Here is a 19,194-nt window from a genome sequence, read left to right on the forward strand (position 1 = left end):
GCCCGGCTTCGCTCACCGCTTGGCCAGCTCTTCCAGCACCGGCACGATCGTCGCCGGGCCGGGCTGGGCGGCCATCTCTTCCTTCAGCGCGCGGGCCGCCTCGGCGAAGGCGGAGTTGTGCAGGAGTTCGCCGACGCGGTCGCCCGCGGCGCCGTCGGTGAGGTCGTCCTGGCGGACTTGGAGTCCGGCGCCGGCCGCGGCCACGCGCATGGCGTTGAACTCGCCCTCCGGGATCTTCGTCACGGCCAGCTGCGGGATCCCCGCCTCGGCGGCGGTGAGCATGACGCCGGTCCCTCCCGTGTGGACGATCGCGGAGCAGTGCGGGAGAAGAAGGTTGAGCGGGACCCAGTCCAGCGGGCACACGTTGCCCGGCAGGGCGCCGAGGTGAGCGAGTTCGGTTTCGCTCATGCCGCCGGTCAGCAGCAGCACGTCGACATCGTGCTTCGCGACCTCGCGCACGATCCGGCCGAACAGTTCGAACACCGCCGGGCCGAGCTTCTTCTGCTGAGAGGTGCCCCAGGTGACGCACACGCGCGGCCGCTCCGCCCGGTCGAGCAGCCAGTTCGGGGCCGAACCCGGGCCGTTGTAGGAGATGTAGCGCATGGGATGGCGCGGTTCGATCGGCCGCTGGTCCGGCCAGCGCAGGCTCGGCGGGCAGGGGTCGATCCACGCGGTCGGGTCGACGCGCGGCGTGCGGTCCCATCGTTCGAACAGCCGCAGGAACCCCGGCCGCGGCTGATCGCCCACCCAGTCCTCGATTTCCAGCCGCAGCAAGCGGGCCAGTCCGTAGAGGTGGCTCACCGACGGGATGCCGAGCGCCTCCGCGGCGACCGGGCCGGCGAACGTCACGGGGTCGTGCACGAGCACGTCGGGCGACCAGTGCCTGCCGAAGTCGACCAGGTCGTCGACCATCGCTTCGCAGACGCTGTACTGCTTCTCGGCCAGCCGCTGCGTGACGCGCCGCCACGGGTCGTACTCCGACGTGTCGGATTCCTCGGCGTGCGGCCGGAAGTTGCCGCTCGCGAACCAGCGCTCGGCGTCGATGTCGGAGCCCACCGACAGCGACGGCAGCCCGGTGCCGTGTATCGCGTCCTGCAGCGCGGGGGTGCTGGCCATGCGAACCTCGTGGCCCGCCGCGAGGCAGGACCACGCCAGCGGCACCATCGGGTAGAGATGCGGCCGGGCCGCGAAGGTGGTGAACAGAAAACGCATCGCTTACTGTCCTGCTTTCTCGGTCGGGTCAGGCGGAAATGCCAGACGTGGTGTGCTGGAGGGCAAACGAGCCTTGTTCGATCCTCGCCACGATCTCGGCGGGCGCCGGCGCCGTCCGCACGGCCGCGGCAAGCGCTTCGGCGCCCTCGCGCAACGCCGCGTCGCCGAGCACCGAATTGATCGTCGCCGCGTCGGGGATCCGGGCCGAAAGCCTCCCCGCCCCAGCCGCCTCGACGCGCTCGGCCGCCGTCCACTGTTCCGGCCGCATCGGCACCACGACCTGAGGCACCCCGCTCGCCGCCGCGGCCAGCGTCGCCGGCCCCGAGCCCCGGTGCACGAGCACATCGCACGCTGGCAGCGCGAGGCCGTCCGCGTGGGCGACGGCGACGTCGAGGTCGAGCTGGGCGAGCGGATCGTGGTGGCCGTCGGGCAGGACGGCGACGCGGGGAGCACGGCCGTACGGCCGCGGGGGCAGGCGAGGCACGGCGCGGATCGGGCGGAGGTCGGCAGCCGGGTCGCCCGGGGCGCGGAGGGCGGCCGGGCAGGGGTCGAACTCGGGCGGGGCGTGGTCGGGGACGGGAGCGTCGAATCGGGCGAACAGGTCGGCGTACGCGGGCAGCGGAGCGCCGTCGGCGTCGCGGTGCAGGCGGACGGGGGCGACGCGGCCCCAGGAGTGGGCGATGGCCGGAACTCCAAGCCGGGTGGCGGCGACCTCGCCCGCGAGGCTGGCCGCGTCATAGATGACCACGTCGGGTGCGAAGGGCGTGGCGTAGGCGAGCAGGTCCGGCAGCATCGCCGCGGCGATGCCGAGTTGCTTGCGGGCCAAGCCGGCGAGGAATGCGCGGCCGGTGTCGTCGAGGAGCGCGGGATCGCGCTGCCAGCCGCGGGGCCACGGGGCGGGCATTGAGCCGGACGGCGGTCCGCCGTTCGCCGGCTGGGCCCCGACGGCGACCGCGGGCAGCCCCCACCCGCGGGCGCGCTCGGCGTCCTCCGGCGGGGCGGCGACCGCGATCTCGTGTCCTGCCGCGGAAAACGCCCAGGCCAAGGGCAGCATCGCGGGCAGGTGGGCGGTGGAGTTCCAGGTGACGAACAGTATTCGCATCAGCGCTCCGTCGGAATCGGCTGCCGTCACTCTCTCCGATGCCGGCCGTGGCTCGCTCGAGTCCAGTTCACCTCCAGCGCGGTCCGAGCGGCGCGGGCTTGGGTAGCCAGGAAGCCCACTTGACTGGAGGGATTGGACATGCCGGAATCAGACGGGGTCGCCGCGCCGCTGCGGTTGCACGCGCTCGCCTACAGTCTCGGCGTGACCGCCGCGCTGTCGGCGGTGGTCAGGCTGGGTGTCGCCGACGCGCTGAGCGATCAGCCGCGCCCGGTCGCCGAGCTGGCGCTCGACGCAGGCGCCGATGCCGGGGCGTTGCGCCAGCTGTTGCGGGCGCTCGCGGTCCGCGGAGTGTTCGCCGACGTCGGCGGCGACCGGTACGAGCACACGGAGCTTTCGCGACTGCTGCGCAGCGGCGAGACCGGCGGCAAACGGGACATGGTGCTGCTGGCGAGCGCGCCGTTCGCGTGGCGGACGTGGGCATCGCTCGACGAGGCGGTCCGCAGCGGAGAGTCGGTGTTCCCGAAACTGTACGGCAAAACGCTTTTCGAGTATCTGGCCGAGGACGACCCCGAGTCGGGCGCGGTGTTCGAACAGGCCATGGCCCGGTCCGGACGGCTGATCGCCGACTCCGTCACCGAAGCGCTCGATCTGTCCGGCGCCGCCCACATCGCCGACGTCGGCGGCGGTCGCGGCCACCTGCTCAAGGCGTTGCTGGAGCACAACCCTTCGGTACGCGGCACGTTGTTCGACCTGCCGCAGGTCATCGCGAACGTCGATCCCGGGCTGCGGGACGACCCGCGCTGCGCCGTCGTGGCCGGTGACGCCACCGAAGCCGTGCCCGTGCACGCCGACGTCTACCTTCTCAAGCACGTGATCCACATGTGGGACGACACCACCGCGGTGCGCGCGCTGCGTGCCGTCGCGGCGGCAGCGCCTTCCGGCGCGCGGATCGTCGTCGCGGAACAGCTCCTCGACGACGGCCCCGCACTCGAGGTGACCACCACGATGAGCCTGCTCATGCTGGTCACCCAGGGCGGCCGGGAACGCACCGGTGCCGAGCTGCGCGCGCTGCTCGCCGCGGCCGGCCTGCGGTTCGTGGGCATCACCCTGACGAAATCGCAGGTCCGGCTGGTAGAAGCGGTGGTCGCCTGAGCAGCGGCCGGGGCCTCGCGGACGGGGTCCCGGCTTTGCCGTGGATCACAGCTTGCTCAGCTTGTGGTCCGCCGCCACCGTCTTGACGCCGTAAGGGGTGCCGAAATCGGCCGTCACAGCTGTTGTGGTCGCCGCGGTCACCTTGCCCATGCCGAAAGCAGCGCTCACCACCCGGTCGCCGACCGAGTACGGATTCCGCGCCGGCACGGGAGCCGCCGGGAACGAACGCCGGACCGGAACGATCTGGTCGAGGAATCGCGAGGGCTTCCTGGGATACCCCTTTTCGCTGACCAGTGCGTACGAAAGTTCCAGCCGCTCCCTGGCCCGGGTAACGGCGACGTAGAACAGGCGGCGTTCCTCGTCGACCTCCGCCGACGAAGTCGCGTAAGCGATGGGGAGGAAGCCTTCCGCGAGGCCAGGAAGCAGGACGGCGTCCCATTCCAGTCCCTTCGCCTTGTGCATGGTGGCCAGGGTGACTCCGCCGCCGCCGCGGGGCGCGTGCTCCGCGGCCGCCCGTCGTTCCAGCTCGCGAAGGAGGATGCCGACGGTTTCCCGTGCGTCGTCGGGTGTCCGTTCGACAAGCCGCAGCAGCGCTCCCAGCGATTCCCATCGATCGCGCGCGGCGCCCTGCCCGGTCGGAGGAACGTCCGGATCGAAGCCGGCATTCTTGAGGACTTCCCGCAGCCCGGCCAAGCCAGGCGACCGTTCGTCGAGATCGGCCAGCGCTGTCATCGCCTGGCGGATCTCCTGCCGTTCGAAGAACTTCTCGTCGTCGAAAACCTCGGTGGCGACCCCCTCGTCCTGCAGGGCGGTTCGGTAGAACAAGACCTGGGACCTCGTCCGGACCAAGACGGCGATCTCGGATGCCGCCGTGCCCTCGGTGACGAGTTCGCTGGCCCGTCCCGCCACTGCCGTGGCTTCGGCCGCTTCGGTGTCGTAGGTCCGGAGAACCGGTTCGGGACCGTCGGGTCGCTGTCCCTTGAGCACCACGCCCGCCGACGCTTGCCCCATGAGCCGGTTGGCGTAGCCCACGATCTGAGGCGTCGAGCGGTAATCCCGGTCGAGCGAAATGCTGACCGCGCCGGGAAAACGATCGGCGAACCCGACGAGCAAGGAGGGGTCGGCCCCTTTGAACGAGAAGATGGTCTGGTTGGGATCACCGACGACGGTCACATCGCGGCCCGAGCCCAGCCAAGCCGCCAGCAGGCGCTCCTGCGCCGGGTCGGTGTCCTGGTACTCGTCCACGACGAAGCACCGGTACCGGTCTCGGAACTGCGCTGCCGCCGCACGGTCGTTTTCGAGCAGGAGCGCGCACTGCTCGATAGTGTCGCCGAAGTCCAGCACGGCCTGGGACCGCTTCGCCTGCTCGTACCGTTTGTAGCCGGCCGCCAGCACCGCGGCGGGCAGGTTTCGCTTCCGTCCGCTCGCATTCGCCACTTGCGCGTACTGGTCCGGCGTGAGCCGGCTCCGCCGCGCCCAGTCGACTTCCTCCTTGAGGTCCCGGACATCCGTGGTCGCGACCGACCGCACCTCGGCTTCCAGCGCCTTGCGGAGAAAGGACCCCTGACCGCCCGGGATGTCGTGAATCATCCGCAGCTCGTCTCCGGGAAGACCGGTCTTCGCCCAGAAATGTTTCAACTGGCCCATCGCCGCGCTGTGGAACGTCCGAGCCTGCACGGACACTCCCAACGCCCGGATGCGATCCCGCAGCTCGCCCGCGGCTTGGTTGGAATGGGTCACCGCGAGGATCTCGGTGGCCCTGACCTGATTTGTCAGGGCCAGATAAGCAATCCTGCGAGTGATGGTCCGGGTCTTGCCGGTCCCGGCCCCGGCAAGAATGCGCACCGGACCCGGCGGCGCCAGCACAGCCGCACGCTGTTCGGGATCCAGCCCGTCGAGCACCTGCTCCCGCCGCCGAACATCGTCAGCCATCTGAACCCTCCCCGGTTTGGCGCGTTGTTCGAATCAAGACCCTACGACGTGGCTGCTCGGTCGGGGAGCACGACCGCCGGCGTCGCCTTCTTACCGGGACAGCAGCCGAGAACGGCGGGCTTGGAAACCGTCCGGTGATCACCGCCGCGCATCGCCCGCCGTATTCACCGCGAGGCTTTCGCTGGTGGGAACAAGGGCGATCGTGGCAGCAGTGAGAGCCGCTGCCACGCCGAGCAGGAGCTGACTGCTGACGGTGCCGCGGAATGCGGTGGCCGCGAGGCTCCCGAGCGGCGTGGCTCCGTAGGTCAAGGCTCGAAAGACGCCCAGGACTTGGGCTCGCTGGCCCGGGTTGGTGGCGCGTTGCCGCAGATTCATCGCCTGGACGGCCCACATCGCCCCGAACGCGCTTCCCGCGACCATGACGGGTGCGATGAGCCAGGGAGAGCGCAGCAATGGGCTGAGAAACAGCAAAGCCCAGCCGACCCGGGTGAGCCGCATGGTGCGGACCTCGCCGAATAACCGTTCGGCCCGGCCCGTGAGGTAGGCCCCGACTCCCGCCCCGGCACCGACGAGGCCGGTAAGCACTCCGTAAGTCGCCGGGGTGAGGCCAAGACCGGTGTCGGAGTTGGCGTAGACGGCGAAGACAGTCAGATAGATACCGTTGGCGATGCTGGTTACGCAACTGATGGCGATAGCGGCTTTGAGAATCCGGTTCCGGCCCACGATCCGAAGACCGCTCCGGAAGTCGACCTTGCCGTGGCCGCCACGCCGGTGCGGCCACGGCTGCCGTACCGCGGCGATGCACAACGTCGAGACACCGCAAAGCACGCCGGAGAGCAGCGCCGGTGCCGATGGCCAGAGCGCGTAGGCCAGCCCCGCGATCGGCGGTCCGAGGAACTGGTAGAAGACCCGAGTCGACACCGAGAGCGCCCCGTTCGCGTCCGAGAGCCGGTCGCGGTCGACGACCTCGGGGATGAGTGCTTCCGCCGCACCGTCGACGAAAGTCTGAAGCACCCCCGAAATAAAGACTGCTGCGACGAGAATAACGGCGGAAATGTGCCCAGTGGCGCTGACGACGCCGGTAGCAAGCATTATTCCCGCACGCACGAGGTTGGCGATCTGGATGACGCGGTGCCCGTCCACGCGATCCACGACGATTCCCGCGGGAATCGCCGCGACAAGCCACGGAATGGTCGCCAGAGTGAGCAGAATCCCTACGAGGGCAGGATTTTCCAAGGTGTGGATGGCGAGCAGCGTCGCGCCGATGAGGAAAATGCCGTTACCGGTGTCGGAGAGCGCGGTGGAACACCATAAGCCAAGAAAACGTGGCCCGAGTCCGCTCCTTCGCGCCTGTCTCGCGCCCCTGTTCGTTTTGGCCATGTACTGACTCTGGCCAGCGGGAATCAACGTTGTCAACGTTGATTGAGTTCACTATGGTCCAGGCGTGGACGGCGAATGGATGACTGCTGCCGAGGCCGCGAATCGGCTGGGCGTCATGGTGCGCTGCCAGGGTTCGGACACCAGGTGTACACCGACTTCGACCCCCGTGCCCCGCATCTGCTGGCCGCTCTCGAGCGCGTCCACGAGGAGAGCGACTGCCTGGACCTCGTACGGACGTTACTGAAATCGGCATCCCGGCACGGCTTGCCCCAACCCAACATCGACTTCGCGCTCGGTGCGATGACTTGGCTTCACCGCTGGCCCGAGGAAGCATCGACGGGTTTGGTGGTCGTGGCAAGGACAGCAGGCTGGCTCGCCCACGCGGCCGAAGCCTACGAACGACCGTCGCGAATGCGCCCCCGCGCGGTCTACATCGGATCGAGGCACCGCTGAGATTGCATTGCGTGCGGTAGTGATTATCGAAGCAGTCGTGCTGACGCCTTCGTCCGACGTGGCGGCCCGCCCAGCGGATTCATGAGAACTCGCTGGACTGAGGCTCGCTCGCCCCGATGAGACCGAGAATGGGCGCGGGCACGGGATAGATTCGTTCGACCGGCAGTTCTTCCTGGGCGGCATCGAGACGGCCGGAGCTGACGCAGCGGTGCACACGCGCGGCGAGCGGGGTGATGTCCGTGATCCTGGTGATCCACTGGTCGAGATACCGGTCCACAGCCTCGCCGGAGAGCCCGATCTGGATAGCGCGCCGGTCGAGCGGAGCGAGGGTCGCCGACCGGTCGGGATCCCACTGGATGCGGACCGGGCTGGCGTCCTTGCGCTCGGCCCATTGCCGCTGGCTGGCGTAGGTGCCGGGCTCGTAGCTGCTCAGGGCTGCGTGGGCGAGCGCCCATTCGAAGCCGTCCCTGGTGATCTGGATTTCCAGGATGCGCTCCTGGCCGGGCTTGGCCGCCCACCCGGACCGGTACATCATCCACAGGAACGAGGGCTTGATCCAGGTCATCCGCTCGCGCTTGAACGGCGGCGCGAACGTCTGCGATTCGACTGCCACGTCGGCTATTTCCCGCGAGTACGCCTGGTAAACCGTGATGGTCTCGTCGGTGAAGCTCGCCCGTACATCACGGCGCGGCACGCTTGGCCCATGGGCCCGCGGGTTGCGAAGCTGGTTGGGATTGAACTGATCAGACACGTGGTTTCCTTCGTGATCGTAACGTGAGATTCATTGTGCCTCGCTGGCAACGGTTGTGTCGCTTGAAAATTGGCTCTAACGCGCCGTTCGACCCGCTCAGGCGTGTTGTCCTGCAGGGAGGTTCGACTACGTGTCGATCCAGGCGACCGTTGCCTGGTACGGATTCTCCGCAGCGACGACCTGTTGTTCTCGGAAGAGGAGTTTCGTTGACGGTTGTGGTGGCTGACGAGGTCGCGGCGAATGACGCGGCGGCGCTGCAAGTTCCCGGAACCGCGGTAATCGCCGTAGGCAGGGGCGACAACGGCGTGAAGTCGGAAGGTGCTCGAATATCTTGCGTCCTCGGAGCCGCGAAGCGAAGCAGGCGGGAGGCTCTGGCTCGGACGAAGGCAATAGGTGGCTGAGGTCGGTGCCGCTTGCGCGCAGCTTGCCGGATCCAGGACGTCAGCGTCCTTCTTCTGCAGACGCTGGCGGCAGACCTCTGCAACCCTCTCGCAAGCACCGGATGCGACCGCGCTGAAGCTGTGATGACTGCCTGGCCGCTTCAGTGCGGCTTCATCAAGGGCAGCGTTTGCCTCGTCGATGTTGGCTTCGGTTCGGAGTCTTCATGGCAGGGCAGCCGTGTCGCTAGTGCGGCGACGTTCGTCGGTGTCTATTGCGCCGCTGTCCGAGCGTTTCGACGAGGAGTTCGGTCGGTGAAGATGTATGCCGGAGATCTCGAGTCGAGCTTGACCCGGGTGCCATTGCCTTGGCTGCGCGCCCCCGGTCCACCGGAGTGGGTTCGGGTACGCGGCAGACAGAGTCGACGTGAGACCTGTCTATGTCCTGGACTGGCATCGCATGCTCGGCAGGCAGGTGTCTCGCCGAGGTGCCTGGGGTTAAGCCTCGCCGGGGCTCGAGGTGGATGGTTCTGTTTGGGCGGCGGTCAGGCGGCTTCGTCCGGCGCGGCGGCCTCTGTGGACGGTCGGTGCGGCGGTGTTGTCGCAGGGTGGGCGAGGTCAATACCGAGCGCGAGTTGCCGTGCTGGTGGGCGTCTTCGTCGGCGTGTTGGAGGCTGCTGGTGCGTTGGTGCTGCTTCGACTGCGGCTGGGGTCGCGACTGGTCGCGGTGTGCTTGCTGCCGGTGAGCGCGGGTGCCGAGCGAGGTGGTGGAGTTTGCGGAGGTGTCGTTGGACGAGCCCGGCGCGGCGGGCTTCCTCGAAGAGAGCTCGGGCGGCCCTGTTTCGCGACCGGCGGCTGGGGTCGGGCATGCGGAGTTCCTGGCGTGGGCGAGCTGGTTGAGGGCAAGATCACGAATGCATTTCGGCCTGGTTGAGACGTCGTGATGGCGGGTAGTGACGCCGTGCCACGGGACTGCCGGAGGAGGCGACGCGGGCTTGCGGTGAGAGGCCCGGCGGTACTGAGGTTCACGGGCGGTTCGACCACCCGGGTGTGAGCCGTGCCTGGTCAGGGGTTCCCCTGACCAGGCTGTTTGTGCCCCCGGCAGGACTCGAACCTGCGACCTAGAGATTAGAAGGCTCTTGCTCTATCCAGCTGAGCTACGAGGGCCCGGGTGGCCGACAGCTGCTGACCTCCAGCATGGGCAGCTTAGTCATCGCCAATCTCTCGATCGTTCGACACCGTCGAATCGTTTCAGCCTCGGTTCGTCGGATTTGCGGGCCTCCGGGGGCGGAATGCCACAGCGCGCGACGGTTCCGGTACGCACTGCTCGGGAGAACAGCCCTGGGCGGCTGGTGGGCGGCGGTTTGTGCAGCTTGGGCACCTGGATCTCCTGGCTGGGGCGGCAGGCGGGGAGGACGTGCGGGCTTCGCGGCTGGTGGAGACTGTGGCGATCTTGTGATGTAGGACGTCTGGCTGGGCAGCGACGGTTAGGCGGTTCGGCGGTTGCGGTCGGGCGGCGAGCTGTCGGGGCGGACCGTGTGGTTCGGCGGGCGGCTTTGCGCGTGGCGTCATCGGGTCAGTGGCAGGTCCCCGGACCTCACGAGAGGTCGTCGCGAAAGGACGGGTCGGCCGCCGCAGCGTTGCCCGGCGACCGCCGGTGCGTGCCGGGCTGATCCACCGGAGTCTGGCGCGAGGGCACTAGTGCGTGGTGGTGGACCGGGCGGACCGCCTTCCGAACTGGTGTCGGGCGGGCATCCGCCTGAACTGCGGCGGATCACGACGGGGCCAAGGCCTCTCACGGCGGAACCCACGCCAACCATGACGGCAGCCAGGCCTGCCGCGACGGAATTGAGGTCTGCCGCGGAACCCAGGCCCGCCGCGAAGCAAGCCTGACCTGCCGTGGCGGAACCCAGGCCTGCCGCGAAGCAAGCCTGACCTGCCGTGGCGGAACCCAGGCCTGCCGCGAAGCAAGCCTGACCTGCCGTGGCGGAACCCGGGGCCGCTGCGAACGAAGTCAGGCCTCCCATGGCGGAAGCTTGACCTGCCGCGACGGGACGCAGCCCCGCAACAACGGAAGTCAAGGCCCCTCGCGATGGAACCCAGATCCTTCCGCCGACGGAACCCAAAGCCTCCTGCGAAGGACCCCAAGGCCTCTGCGACGGCACCCAGGCCTCGCCTCCCGCACCCAGGCCTCGCCTCCCGCTCCCAGGTCGGGGCCGGGAGCGGGAGGGCGAGGGGTCAGGGGCCCGTGGGCGCGGGTGTTCCGGGCTGCGCGCCCACGGGCCGGGGGCCGCTCGGGGGTGCGGCCCCCGGGCCGGCGAACTTCGGCTGCGAGTCGACTCGGCCTGGAGCTCGCCTTGTTCGCCTGGCCCGGTCTCGGGTTATTCCCACACTTTCAGGGCACGCACCGCGAACGGGGACTGCGGAACGTACGTGCCACCGCCCGGATAGGTGATGAAATCGCCCTCGGTGGAACAGTCCGCTCCTTGGTAGATCGTGACGTCGCGGGTCATCCGGTTGACGAAGGAATGTCCTTGGAATCCCTCGGGCAGGGGAATGCAATCACCCGGATTTGCCGTGCGCAGGTCGTAATTCTGTGCCCCGCCGGAATAGGTTTCGCTGTCCCACAGGCAGAACTCTCCCGCGTTGCAGGCGGGTGCCGGGGGAGTGGCGGGCGTGGCTTGAGCCAGGCCCGAACCAGTCAGGAGACCGGCGGTGACCAGCAGCAATACGCCGGGCAGGCGGGACGGGGCGGCGGCGGGCCAGGTGCGGCGGCCGGGGAACGGCAGGGACGGCAGCAGACGGCGGAACATCGTGGGAACTCCCCCTCAATCGAAAGCGGTGCCGGGCGAAGAGGCCGGCGGTATCCCGGGAAACCGGGCATGTCTCCACCTTGGCCGGTTCCGTGCGGTTTGTCTGCCCGCATTCCTACGTCTGTGGACAAGTAGTTTCCCTTCACCCGGAAGAGACCTAGTTGTCCACAGATCGCCGAACGGTCTTGCTAAATCGCCGCGGTGCTTTCGCGGACGGCCAGCGACACCGGGAGTTCGACCGGCGGCGGGATCGGCTCCCCCGCCAGCAGGTCCATCACCAGTTCGCCGGCGACGCGGCCCTTGCCTGCCAGGTCTTGGCGGACGGTCGTGAGAGGTGGTTCAGACCATGCGGCTTGCGGGGTGTCATCGAAGCCGATGATCGACACATCGGCGGGTACGCGCAGGCCCAGCCGGTGGGCGGCGGCGATCGCGGCGAAGGCCAGCTGGTCGGACATGCACAACAGCGCCGTCGGCCGCACCGAGGCGGTGAGCAGGTCGGTAGCCGCGGCGCGGGCGGTCGAGGCGGACAGCCAAGGGGCTTCGGTGATGGAGATGTCGGTGATTCCGGCGGCGGCCAGTGTGTCCAGGTAGCCGGCGAGGCGTTCCCGGGTGCCGTGGAAAGGGCTGGTGACCGCGGAAAGCCGTGGTGCGGCCAGGATTCCGAACCGCCGGTGTCCTAGCTCCACTAAATGGCGCGCGGCCAACGAAGCGCCGCCGCGGTCGTCGCAGCCGACTCGGGCCGTGTCCGGTAGCGGCGGCTGGTCGATGACGACCAGCGGCAAACCCCGTGCCCGCACGGCTTCCAGCGCCGGAGTGCCGTCGGCGAGCGAGTAAGCCACGGCGATATCCGCTTGTGCGGCCAGGACTCGCGACGCTGGCGGGCCCTCCTCGGCTTCGCGGCCGGGCAGCAGCAACAGGGCATTGCCGGTCGGTTCTACGGTTTTCGCCAGCGCGTCCAGGGTGATCGACAGCGCGGGATCGGAGAAAGCCGCCGACAGCGACGAATCGAGCAGGAAAGCGATCGCGCCGGTGCGGCTCGTGGCGAGGCTGCGGGCGGTCGGGTTCGGGCCGGGGTAACCGAGTTCACCCGCTACGCGCAGAATCTGTTCCCGCAACTGCGTCGACAGCTGGTCAGGCCGGTTGTAGGCGTTGGACACAGTGGCGCGCGACACCCCGACCGCCTCCGCGACGTCGTCCAGCGTCGGGCGGCGGCGACGGCTGCTGGTCATCGGCGGAGCATAGAGGAAAGCCTTGCCACGCACCGGGTTCCGCCCGGCAACCTGGCTCGACCAGCGCAAACACCGCAAGCGAGCGATCCGGCGCGAAACCCACCCCGGTGCCGGGCCGCGCGCGACCGGCCTAGTCTCGTAACGTGAGCTCGGAACCTGTGACGAAACCCGCCCCGAACGGCGGACGCAAGACGAGTGTGCTCCCGCTGCTTTCGGTCGGAGTCGTGCTCGCCGCGGTCGTCGCGGTCGGGCTCGTCGCGCTCACCGGCGGCGCTGGCTACGTCATCGCCGGGCTGCCGGACCCCGGGCTCGTCACGCGGTACGGCGTCACAGTGGCCCGTGTGCTCGCCGAGGCCTCGTCGGTCGTGTGCGTCGGAGCCTTGCTGCTCGCCGCTTTCCTCGTCCCGCCACAGAAATCCGGCACGCTCGCGCCCGAGGGGTACGCCGCGGTCCGCACCGCCGGAATCGCCGCGTGGGTCTGGTTCGCGGCCTCGATCCTGTCGGTCGCCTTCACCGCCGCGGACAGCGCGGGCAAGCCGTTCGGCGACGTCCTTTCCCCGGACACCCTGCTGAGCCTCATCAGCGCGATCGAGCAGCCCAAGGCGTGGCTGTGGACGGCGCTGATCGCGATCCTGCTCGCCCTCGGCTGCCGCCTGGTGCTCAGCTGGGGCTGGACGGCCGTGCTGTTCTTCCTGGCCGTCGCCGGGCTCGTCCCGGTCGCGGTCACCGGGCACTCGGCCAGCGGCGGTTCGCACGACCTGGCCACCAACAGCCTCCTGTACCACCTCGTCGCGGCCGCGCTGTGGGTCGGCGGCCTGCTGGCCGTGCTCGCGCTCGGCTGGCGCCGCGGCAAGAACCTCAGCCTCGCCGCGCAGCGGTTCTCCAAGCTCGCCCTGGTCTGCTGGGTCGTGATGGCGGTGTCCGGCATCGTCAACGCGCTCGTCCGGATCAACCTCGGCGACCTGTTCACCACCGACTACGGCCTGCTCGTCGTCGCCAAGATCGTCGCGCTGCTGCTGCTCGGCGTCTTCGGCCAGCAGCAGCGCAGCCGCGGCGTCGCGAACCTCGTCGACGGCAAGGGCGGCAGCCAGCTGCTCCGGCTCGCGGCCGTCGAGGTGCTGATCATGTTCGTCACCATCGGCATCGCCTCCGGCCTCGCCCGCACGCCTCCGCCGCCGGACGCGGTCACCCAGCCGGGCACCGTCGAACTCCTCATCGGCTACGACCTCCAGGGCCCGCCGACGTTCTGGCGGCTGCTCACCGACTGGCGATTCGACCTCGTCTACGGCACCCTCGCGATCGTTCTCGCCGGCCTCTACCTCGCGGGCGTGCGGCGGCTGCGCAAGCGCGGCGACACCTGGCCAGTCGGCCGGACGGTGGCGTGGCTCGCCGGCTGCCTGGTGATCCTGCTGGCCACGTCGTCGGGCATCGGCCGGTACGCGCCTGCGATGTTCAGCGTGCACATGGGCAACCACATGCTCCTGTCGATGGTCGCGCCGGTCCTGCTGGTGCTCGGCGGCCCGGTCACGCTCGCCCTGCGCGCGATCCCGCCCGCCGGCCGCGACGCTCCTCCAGGGCCGCGCGAATGGCTGCTGGCCGCCGTGCACTCGCCGGTGTCGCGGTTCCTGACCAACCCGATCGTCGCGCTGCTGCTGTTCGTCGGCTCGTTCTACGGGCTGTACTTCTCCGGCCTCTTCGACAACGCGCTCAACTACCACTGGGCGCACCTGGCGATGAACGCGCACTTCCTGCTCGTCGGCTACGTCTTCTACTGGCCGGTGATCGGCGTCGACCCCGCGCCGCGGCGGCTGCCGCCGGTCGGCAAGCTCGGGATGATGTTCGGCGCGATGCCGTTCCACGCGTTCTTCGGCGTGATCCTGATGAACATGCAGACCGTGATCGGCCGCGAGTTCTACACGTCGCTGAAGCTGCCGTGGGTCGGCGACCTGCTGACCGACCAGCGGCTCGGCGGCGGCATCGCGTGGGCGTCGGGCGAGGTGCCCGTGCTGCTGGTGCTGATCGCGCTGCTGGTGCAGTGGGCGCGCCAGGACGAGCGCGAGGCGAAGCGGCGCGACCGGCGCGAGGAGAACACCGGGGGCGAGGAACTGGCCGCCTACAACGCGATGCTGAAGAACCTCGCCGAGGGCAAACGGGCCGAATGACGCGGCGGAAAATCATGCTGTCCGCGTGACCTCGACTTGACCCTCGGTAGCACGGTGGTGACCGCCGTCAGGCCGCCGGAGGAGCCACTCTACGATCGATGGCATGGCCGAGTTCATCTACACCATGAAGAAGGTGCGCAAGACCGTCGGGGACAAGGTGATCCTCGACGACGTGAGCACCGCGTTCTACCCCGGAGCCAAGATCGGCGTCGTGGGCCCGAACGGCGCCGGCAAGTCGACCGTTCTCAAGATCATGGCGGGGATCGAGCAGGCCAGCAACGGCGAGGCCTTCCTGCAGCCGGGCGCGACCGTCGGCATCCTCATGCAGGAGCCGGAGCTGAACGAGGAGAAGACCGTCCGGCAGAACGTCGAGGAGGGCCTCGGCGAGACCAAGCAGAAGCTCGATCGCTACAACGAGATCGCCGAGCTGATGGCGACCGACTACAGCGACGCGCTGATGGAGGAGATGGGCCAGCTCCAGGAGGAGCTGGACCACGCCGACGCCTGGGAGCTCGACTCGACCGTCGAGCAGGCCATGGACGCCCTGCGCTGCCCGCCGCCGGACGAGCCGGTCACCCACCTCTCCGGGGGCGAGCGCCGCCGCGTCGCGCTGTGCAAGCTGCTGCTCTCCGCGCCTGACCTGCTGCTGCTCGACGAACCCACCAACCACCTGGACGCCGAAAGCGTGCTGTGGCTGGAGCAGTTCCTGGCCACCTACAAGGGCGCCGTCCTGGCCGTCACCCACGACCGGTACTTCCTGGACAACGTCGCCGAGTGGATCATGGAGCTCGACCGCGGCCGCGTCGTCGGCTACGAGGGCAACTACTCCACGTACCTGGAGAAGAAGCGCGAGCGGCTCGAGGTCCAGGGCAAGAAGGACGCCAAGCTGGCCAAGCGGCTCAAGAGCGAACTCGAGTGGGTGCGGTCCAACGCCAAGGCGCGCCAGACCAAGTCCCGTTCGCGGCTCGACCGCTACGAGGAGATGGCCGCGGAGGCGGACAAGCACCGCAAGCTCGACTTCGAGGAGATCCAGATCCCGCCGGGCCCGCGGCTGGGCAGCGTCGTGGTCGAGGTCGAGAAGCTGCGCAAGGGCTTCGACGACCGCGTGCTGATCGACGGGCTCTCCTTCGACCTGCCGCGCAACGGCATCGTCGGCGTGATCGGCCCGAACGGCGTCGGCAAGACGACGCTGTTCAAGACCATCGTCGGGCTCGAGGAGCCGGACGGCGGCTCGGTCAAGATCGGCGAGACGGTCAAACTGTCCTATGTGGACCAGAGCCGCGGCGGGATCGACCCGAAGAAGACCGTGTGGGAGGTCGTCTCGGACAAGCTCGACTACATCCACGTCGGGCAGACCGAAATGCCCTCGCGCGCTTACGTGAGCGCGTTCGGCTTCAAGGGCCCGGACCAGCAGAAGCCGGCCGGCGTGCTGTCCGGCGGCGAGCGCAACCGGCTCAACCTCGCGCTGACGCTCAAAGAGGGCGGGAACCTGATCCTGCTGGACGAGCCGACGAACGACCTGGACGTCGAAACGCTCGGCTCGCTGGAGAACGCGCTCGAGCAGTTCCCCGGCTGCGCGGTCGTGATTTCCCACGACCGGTGGTTCCTGGACCGGGTCGCGACGCACATCCTCGCCTGGGAAGGCACCGACGAGGACCCCGCGAAGTGGTTCTGGTTCGAGGGCAACTTCGAGGGCTACGAGAAGAACAAGGTCGAGCGCCTCGGCGCCGAAGCGGCTCGTCCGCACCGGGTCACCCACCGCAAGTTGAAGCGCGACTGACCGGCGCGGGGGTCCCGAGTGGAAACCAGCAGGCACAACCGGCCCAGCCCGTCCGCGACCGCGGACGGGTGGCCCGCCGTTGCCAGTGGCGGGACCCTCGCCGACCTCGGTCGGCTCATCGACCGGGCGGAATCTTTGCGCTTCCGGGCGCCCGAGCTTTCGCTGGTTCTCGGCGAACGCTCGGCCGCGCTCGCGGAGACGGCGGGCGCGGACGGGCACTGGATCCGGGCGGAAGCGCTCGTGGTGTCCGCGCGCGTGCGGATCGGCAAGCGGACGTCCACGGTCGGCCGCGCGGTCGCGGCGTTGCGCGCGGCTGAACACGCCGGATACGCCACGACGGCGGCGCGGCTGCGCGTCGACCTCGCGGTGTGTTCGCGCAGCCTCGGCGTCCCGCTGATGGGGCTGGCCGCGCTGCGGCCGGTGCTGTCCGAGGACGTGCCGCCGTCGCTGCGTGCGGAAGCGCTGTGCCACCTCGTCGGCTGCCTCGCCCAGTTCGGCCGGAAGGCGGAGCTGGACCGGGTGCTCGTCGAGGCGGACCGGCTGCTGGTGGCCGACGATTCGCTCGACGCGGACGACCGGTTGCTCATGCGGGCCTTGCTGCGCAACGGAACCGCGGCGCACCGGCGCCGGCACGGCGACCTCACCGCCGCCGCGGACGCCGCGCGCACCGGGCTCGGGTTCCTGGAGAAGATGGACCGCCCCGGCGACGACGGCGGTCTCGTCCGGATCCGGCTCGTGCTGCAGCTGGTGAGCACGCTGCTCGACCGCGGCGACGCGGACATGGCGTACGACATCGCCGAACCCATGCTGCGCGAACCGGTCCGTGCCGCCGGCATCGCGCCCGCGGCCTGGCTGCGGCTTGCGGTCGCGACTCGCATTCACCTGCCCTCCGGTGCTGGTGACGCCGCCGCCGAGCTGGTGGGGGAGGCCGTCGCGGCCACCGACCGGCACGGCCTCGCGGCGGTCACCGCGCGGTTGTGGCTGGAGCTGGCGCAGATCGAAGAGCGGTTCGGCAGCGCGGAAGAGGCCATCGGGTGCCTGCACCGGGCGCGGGCCGCGGAACACGTGCACGCGCGGGCCCGGCGCCAGGCGTGCGGGCTGATCGCGGGCGAGCTGGGTGCGGAATCGGTGGCGTCGATGGATCTCGACGACGTCCTCGCCGCGTCCGCCCCGCGCGACGGACGCCCGGTGTCGATGGAGGTCGAGCCGCGGGTCGCGGCCGAGGAGACCTCGGTGATGCCGGCGATCCGCGACGTCCCCGCCCCGCGGCCGGATCCGGTCGCGGCCCCGCTGCCGGTCGTTCCGGCGCAGATCGAGGTGGCCGCGGAGCCGGTTTCGGCTTCGGCCTGGGTCGAGGCGGCGGAGAAGAAGCCGGCGTGGTCGTTCCGGCGGGCCGCGGCGGAGGCTGAGGTCGAGCAGACCTCGGTGCTGCCCGCGATCCGGGAACCGGAGGAGGCCCCGCGGACTGGCGGACGGCGGCGGGCCGAGGACCGCAAGCCGCCGGTGCTGCCGGGGTGGGCGCGGCCGTTCGGGCGAAAGGGCGCGGAAGCGCCCGCGCCGCGGAAACGGGCGGCCGAGGACGCTCCGGCGCGGGCTGCCGAGCCGGTCAGCCAGGTGCCGTCTGCGGAGGGTGGCCGGGCGAAGGACGTGTCGGTTCGCTGGACGGACGCGCCGCGCGGAGCGGACCGGCGGACGGACAGTACGGCTGGGACGCGGCCTGCGGAGGACGCGCGGGGCCGTCGGGCTGAGCCGTCGCAGCGGCCGACTCGAGCCACGGAAAGCGCGGACACGGCGGAGAGCGTGGCGCAGGACGCCTCGGCTCGCCGGGCAGCCAAACCACAGACAGCACGGCGGGAAGAGACGCCGCAAGCCGAGACGGAGTCGGTCCGGCCGATGCGGGCGGCTGACGACACGAAAACGCCCCGGGCCCGGGAGGAACCCCCCCGTCGCGCGGCGGAAAAAGCGCCGGCCGAGGAGACCCCGAAAGAGGAGCCGCGGTTCTCGCTGCGGATGCCGGATCTGTCGGACATCCTGCCGGAGCTGCCGCTCGCCCCGGCGCCCGCGGAAGAGGGCGCCGCGCCGTTGTGGGAAAGCGCCGAGTGGGCGCAGGAGGAAGCCGCGCGCCGCGATTCGCGCGGACGCAAGACCCGGCATGACGCCGAACACGGCTCGGTCGCCGCGAAGTCCGTGCTGGACCGGCTGGGCATCACCGCGACCGGCGGAGGCGGGGGACGCCGCCGGGCCGACGAGCCCGGACGTCCCGAATCCGCCGCGGCGGAACCGGAAACCCCCGCGCGGGACAAGACGGAGCTGGCCCCCGCGCCGCGCCCGGAGGAACCCGAGCCGGCCGAGGAGCCGTGGCTGCCCCGGCTGCGGATGCCGCCCGCGCTGGACCCGCTGTCCGACATCGATGCGTGGACCCCGTCGGAGCAGCCGTTCCCGGAGAGCTACGCGCGAGCCATCGCCGAGGACGAGCCGCCGCCGGACGCCGGTCTCGCGGAACTGCTCGCCCGAGCCCTCGCCGAACACCAGGCAGGAACGGCGAGCGCGGCGGCGCTGGTGAAACGCCTCGGCCCGAACGACGAGCCGAAGCCGATCAACGGCCGCGCGACCGCCGACCGGCACCGCAACAACGGCGACTGAAAGTCCTTGCCCCGCAGGGGAAGCGTTCGCTTGGACGGGCGGATTCCGCGGCGGGGCAGGGGATTGCGCCTCGACGCGGCTTTGGCTTCGAAAGGTCCGTGAAGGGCTCCTTGAGGGAATCAGATTCCCTCAAGGAGCCCCTCACGGTGCACCGGGAGTGCGGGCACACGGCCGTCAACCGCACCGCGGGGGCGGGGGTGGGGGCGGT

12 protein-coding genes and 1 tRNA gene are annotated in these 19,194 nt (G+C 70.0%); 5 read left to right on the forward strand and 8 right to left on the reverse strand.

The window, feature by feature from the left end:
- Window positions 1-12: 12 nt before the first annotated feature.
- Window positions 13-1,212, reverse strand: a complete 1,200-nt coding sequence (locus tag ACWDNU_RS26390) for a nucleotide disphospho-sugar-binding domain-containing protein (protein ID WP_449670863.1) — start codon at window positions 1,210-1,212, stop codon at window positions 13-15.
- A 28-nt stretch (window positions 1,213-1,240) separates the two neighbouring features.
- Window positions 1,241-2,314: a nucleotide disphospho-sugar-binding domain-containing protein gene (locus ACWDNU_RS26395; RefSeq protein WP_449670864.1), complete on the reverse strand. Its 1,074-nt coding sequence runs from the start codon at window positions 2,312-2,314 to the stop codon at window positions 1,241-1,243.
- A 138-nt stretch (window positions 2,315-2,452) separates the two neighbouring features.
- On the opposite strand from ACWDNU_RS26395, the gene ACWDNU_RS26400 reads away from it, so the two are divergent.
- Entirely contained in the window at window positions 2,453-3,466 is a 1,014-nt protein-coding gene (locus ACWDNU_RS26400) for a methyltransferase (RefSeq protein ID WP_449670865.1), read from the forward strand.
- Between the two features lie 45 nt (window positions 3,467-3,511).
- Here ACWDNU_RS26400 and ACWDNU_RS26405 read toward each other — a convergent pair whose 3' ends face one another.
- Window positions 3,512-5,398 carry an ATP-dependent helicase gene (locus ACWDNU_RS26405; RefSeq protein ID WP_449670866.1) on the reverse strand — a complete coding sequence of 629 codons (1,887 nt, stop codon included), beginning with the start codon at window positions 5,396-5,398 and terminating at the stop codon, window positions 3,512-3,514.
- 138 nt (window positions 5,399-5,536) lie between these two features.
- The gene (locus ACWDNU_RS26410; protein ID WP_449670867.1) at window positions 5,537-6,778 is read right to left on the reverse strand and encodes an MFS transporter; all 1,242 of its coding nucleotides are present in this window, start codon (window positions 6,776-6,778) and stop codon (window positions 5,537-5,539) included.
- Window positions 6,779-6,853: 75 nt separating this feature from the next.
- On the opposite strand from ACWDNU_RS26410, the gene ACWDNU_RS26415 reads away from it, so the two are divergent.
- A complete protein-coding gene (locus ACWDNU_RS26415; protein ID WP_449670868.1) occupies window positions 6,854-7,231 on the forward strand; it encodes a citrate/2-methylcitrate synthase in 378 nt (125 codons plus the stop codon).
- Between the two features lie 79 nt (window positions 7,232-7,310).
- Here ACWDNU_RS26415 and ACWDNU_RS26420 read toward each other — a convergent pair whose 3' ends face one another.
- From ACWDNU_RS26420 to ACWDNU_RS26435, 4 genes are all read right to left on the reverse strand, one after another.
- Window positions 7,311-7,982, reverse strand: coding sequence for a DUF4291 domain-containing protein (locus tag ACWDNU_RS26420; RefSeq protein WP_449670869.1), 672 nt, complete (start codon window positions 7,980-7,982; stop codon window positions 7,311-7,313).
- Between the two features lie 1,470 nt (window positions 7,983-9,452).
- Window positions 9,453-9,526, reverse strand: a tRNA-Arg gene (locus ACWDNU_RS26425).
- A gap of 1,214 nt (window positions 9,527-10,740) precedes the next feature.
- Window positions 10,741-11,172 carry a peptidase inhibitor family I36 protein gene (locus ACWDNU_RS26430; protein ID WP_370935418.1) on the reverse strand — a complete coding sequence of 144 codons (432 nt, stop codon included), beginning with the start codon at window positions 11,170-11,172 and terminating at the stop codon, window positions 10,741-10,743.
- A gap of 188 nt (window positions 11,173-11,360) precedes the next feature.
- Complete coding sequence (locus ACWDNU_RS26435) at window positions 11,361-12,401, reverse strand: LacI family DNA-binding transcriptional regulator (protein WP_449670870.1); 1,041 nt, start codon at window positions 12,399-12,401, stop codon at window positions 11,361-11,363.
- Window positions 12,402-12,544: 143 nt separating this feature from the next.
- Between ACWDNU_RS26435 and ACWDNU_RS26440 the strand changes: the two genes are divergently transcribed.
- The 3 genes from ACWDNU_RS26440 to ACWDNU_RS26450 all read left to right on the forward strand — a co-directional run bounded on the left by ACWDNU_RS26440 (window position 12,545) and on the right by ACWDNU_RS26450 (window position 18,986).
- Window positions 12,545-14,563, forward strand: a complete 2,019-nt coding sequence (locus ACWDNU_RS26440) for a cytochrome c oxidase assembly protein (RefSeq protein ID WP_449670871.1) — start codon at window positions 12,545-12,547, stop codon at window positions 14,561-14,563.
- A 103-nt stretch (window positions 14,564-14,666) separates the two neighbouring features.
- On the forward strand, window positions 14,667-16,343 hold the full coding sequence (gene ettA, locus ACWDNU_RS26445) for an energy-dependent translational throttle protein EttA (RefSeq protein ID WP_370935421.1): 1,677 nt from the start codon (window positions 14,667-14,669) through the stop codon (window positions 16,341-16,343).
- A gap of 18 nt (window positions 16,344-16,361) precedes the next feature.
- Window positions 16,362-18,986: a hypothetical protein gene (locus tag ACWDNU_RS26450; RefSeq protein ID WP_449670872.1), complete on the forward strand. Its 2,625-nt coding sequence runs from the start codon at window positions 16,362-16,364 to the stop codon at window positions 18,984-18,986.
- Window positions 18,987-19,194: the final 208 nt, after the last annotated feature.

This window comes from Amycolatopsis sp. NPDC003676 (assembly GCF_053587275.1).

Coding starts and splice junctions, on each gene's coding strand:
- ACWDNU_RS26435 (WP_449670870.1), bottom strand. CDS start 12,401: ATGACCAGCAGCCGTCGCCGCCGCCCGACGCTGGACGACGTCGCGGAG.
- ettA (WP_370935421.1), top strand. CDS start 14,667: ATGGCCGAGTTCATCTACACCATGAAGAAGGTGCGCAAGACCGTCGGG.
- ACWDNU_RS26410 (WP_449670867.1), bottom strand. CDS start 6,778: ATGGCCAAAACGAACAGGGGCGCGAGACAGGCGCGAAGGAGCGGACTC.
- ACWDNU_RS26390 (WP_449670863.1), bottom strand. CDS start 1,212: ATGCGTTTTCTGTTCACCACCTTCGCGGCCCGGCCGCATCTCTACCCG.
- ACWDNU_RS26430 (WP_370935418.1), bottom strand. CDS start 11,172: ATGTTCCGCCGTCTGCTGCCGTCCCTGCCGTTCCCCGGCCGCCGCACC.
- ACWDNU_RS26395 (WP_449670864.1), bottom strand. CDS start 2,314: ATGCGAATACTGTTCGTCACCTGGAACTCCACCGCCCACCTGCCCGCG.
- ACWDNU_RS26400 (WP_449670865.1), top strand. CDS start 2,453: ATGCCGGAATCAGACGGGGTCGCCGCGCCGCTGCGGTTGCACGCGCTC.
- ACWDNU_RS26405 (WP_449670866.1), bottom strand. CDS start 5,398: ATGGCTGACGATGTTCGGCGGCGGGAGCAGGTGCTCGACGGGCTGGAT.
- ACWDNU_RS26415 (WP_449670868.1), top strand. CDS start 6,854: ATGGATGACTGCTGCCGAGGCCGCGAATCGGCTGGGCGTCATGGTGCG.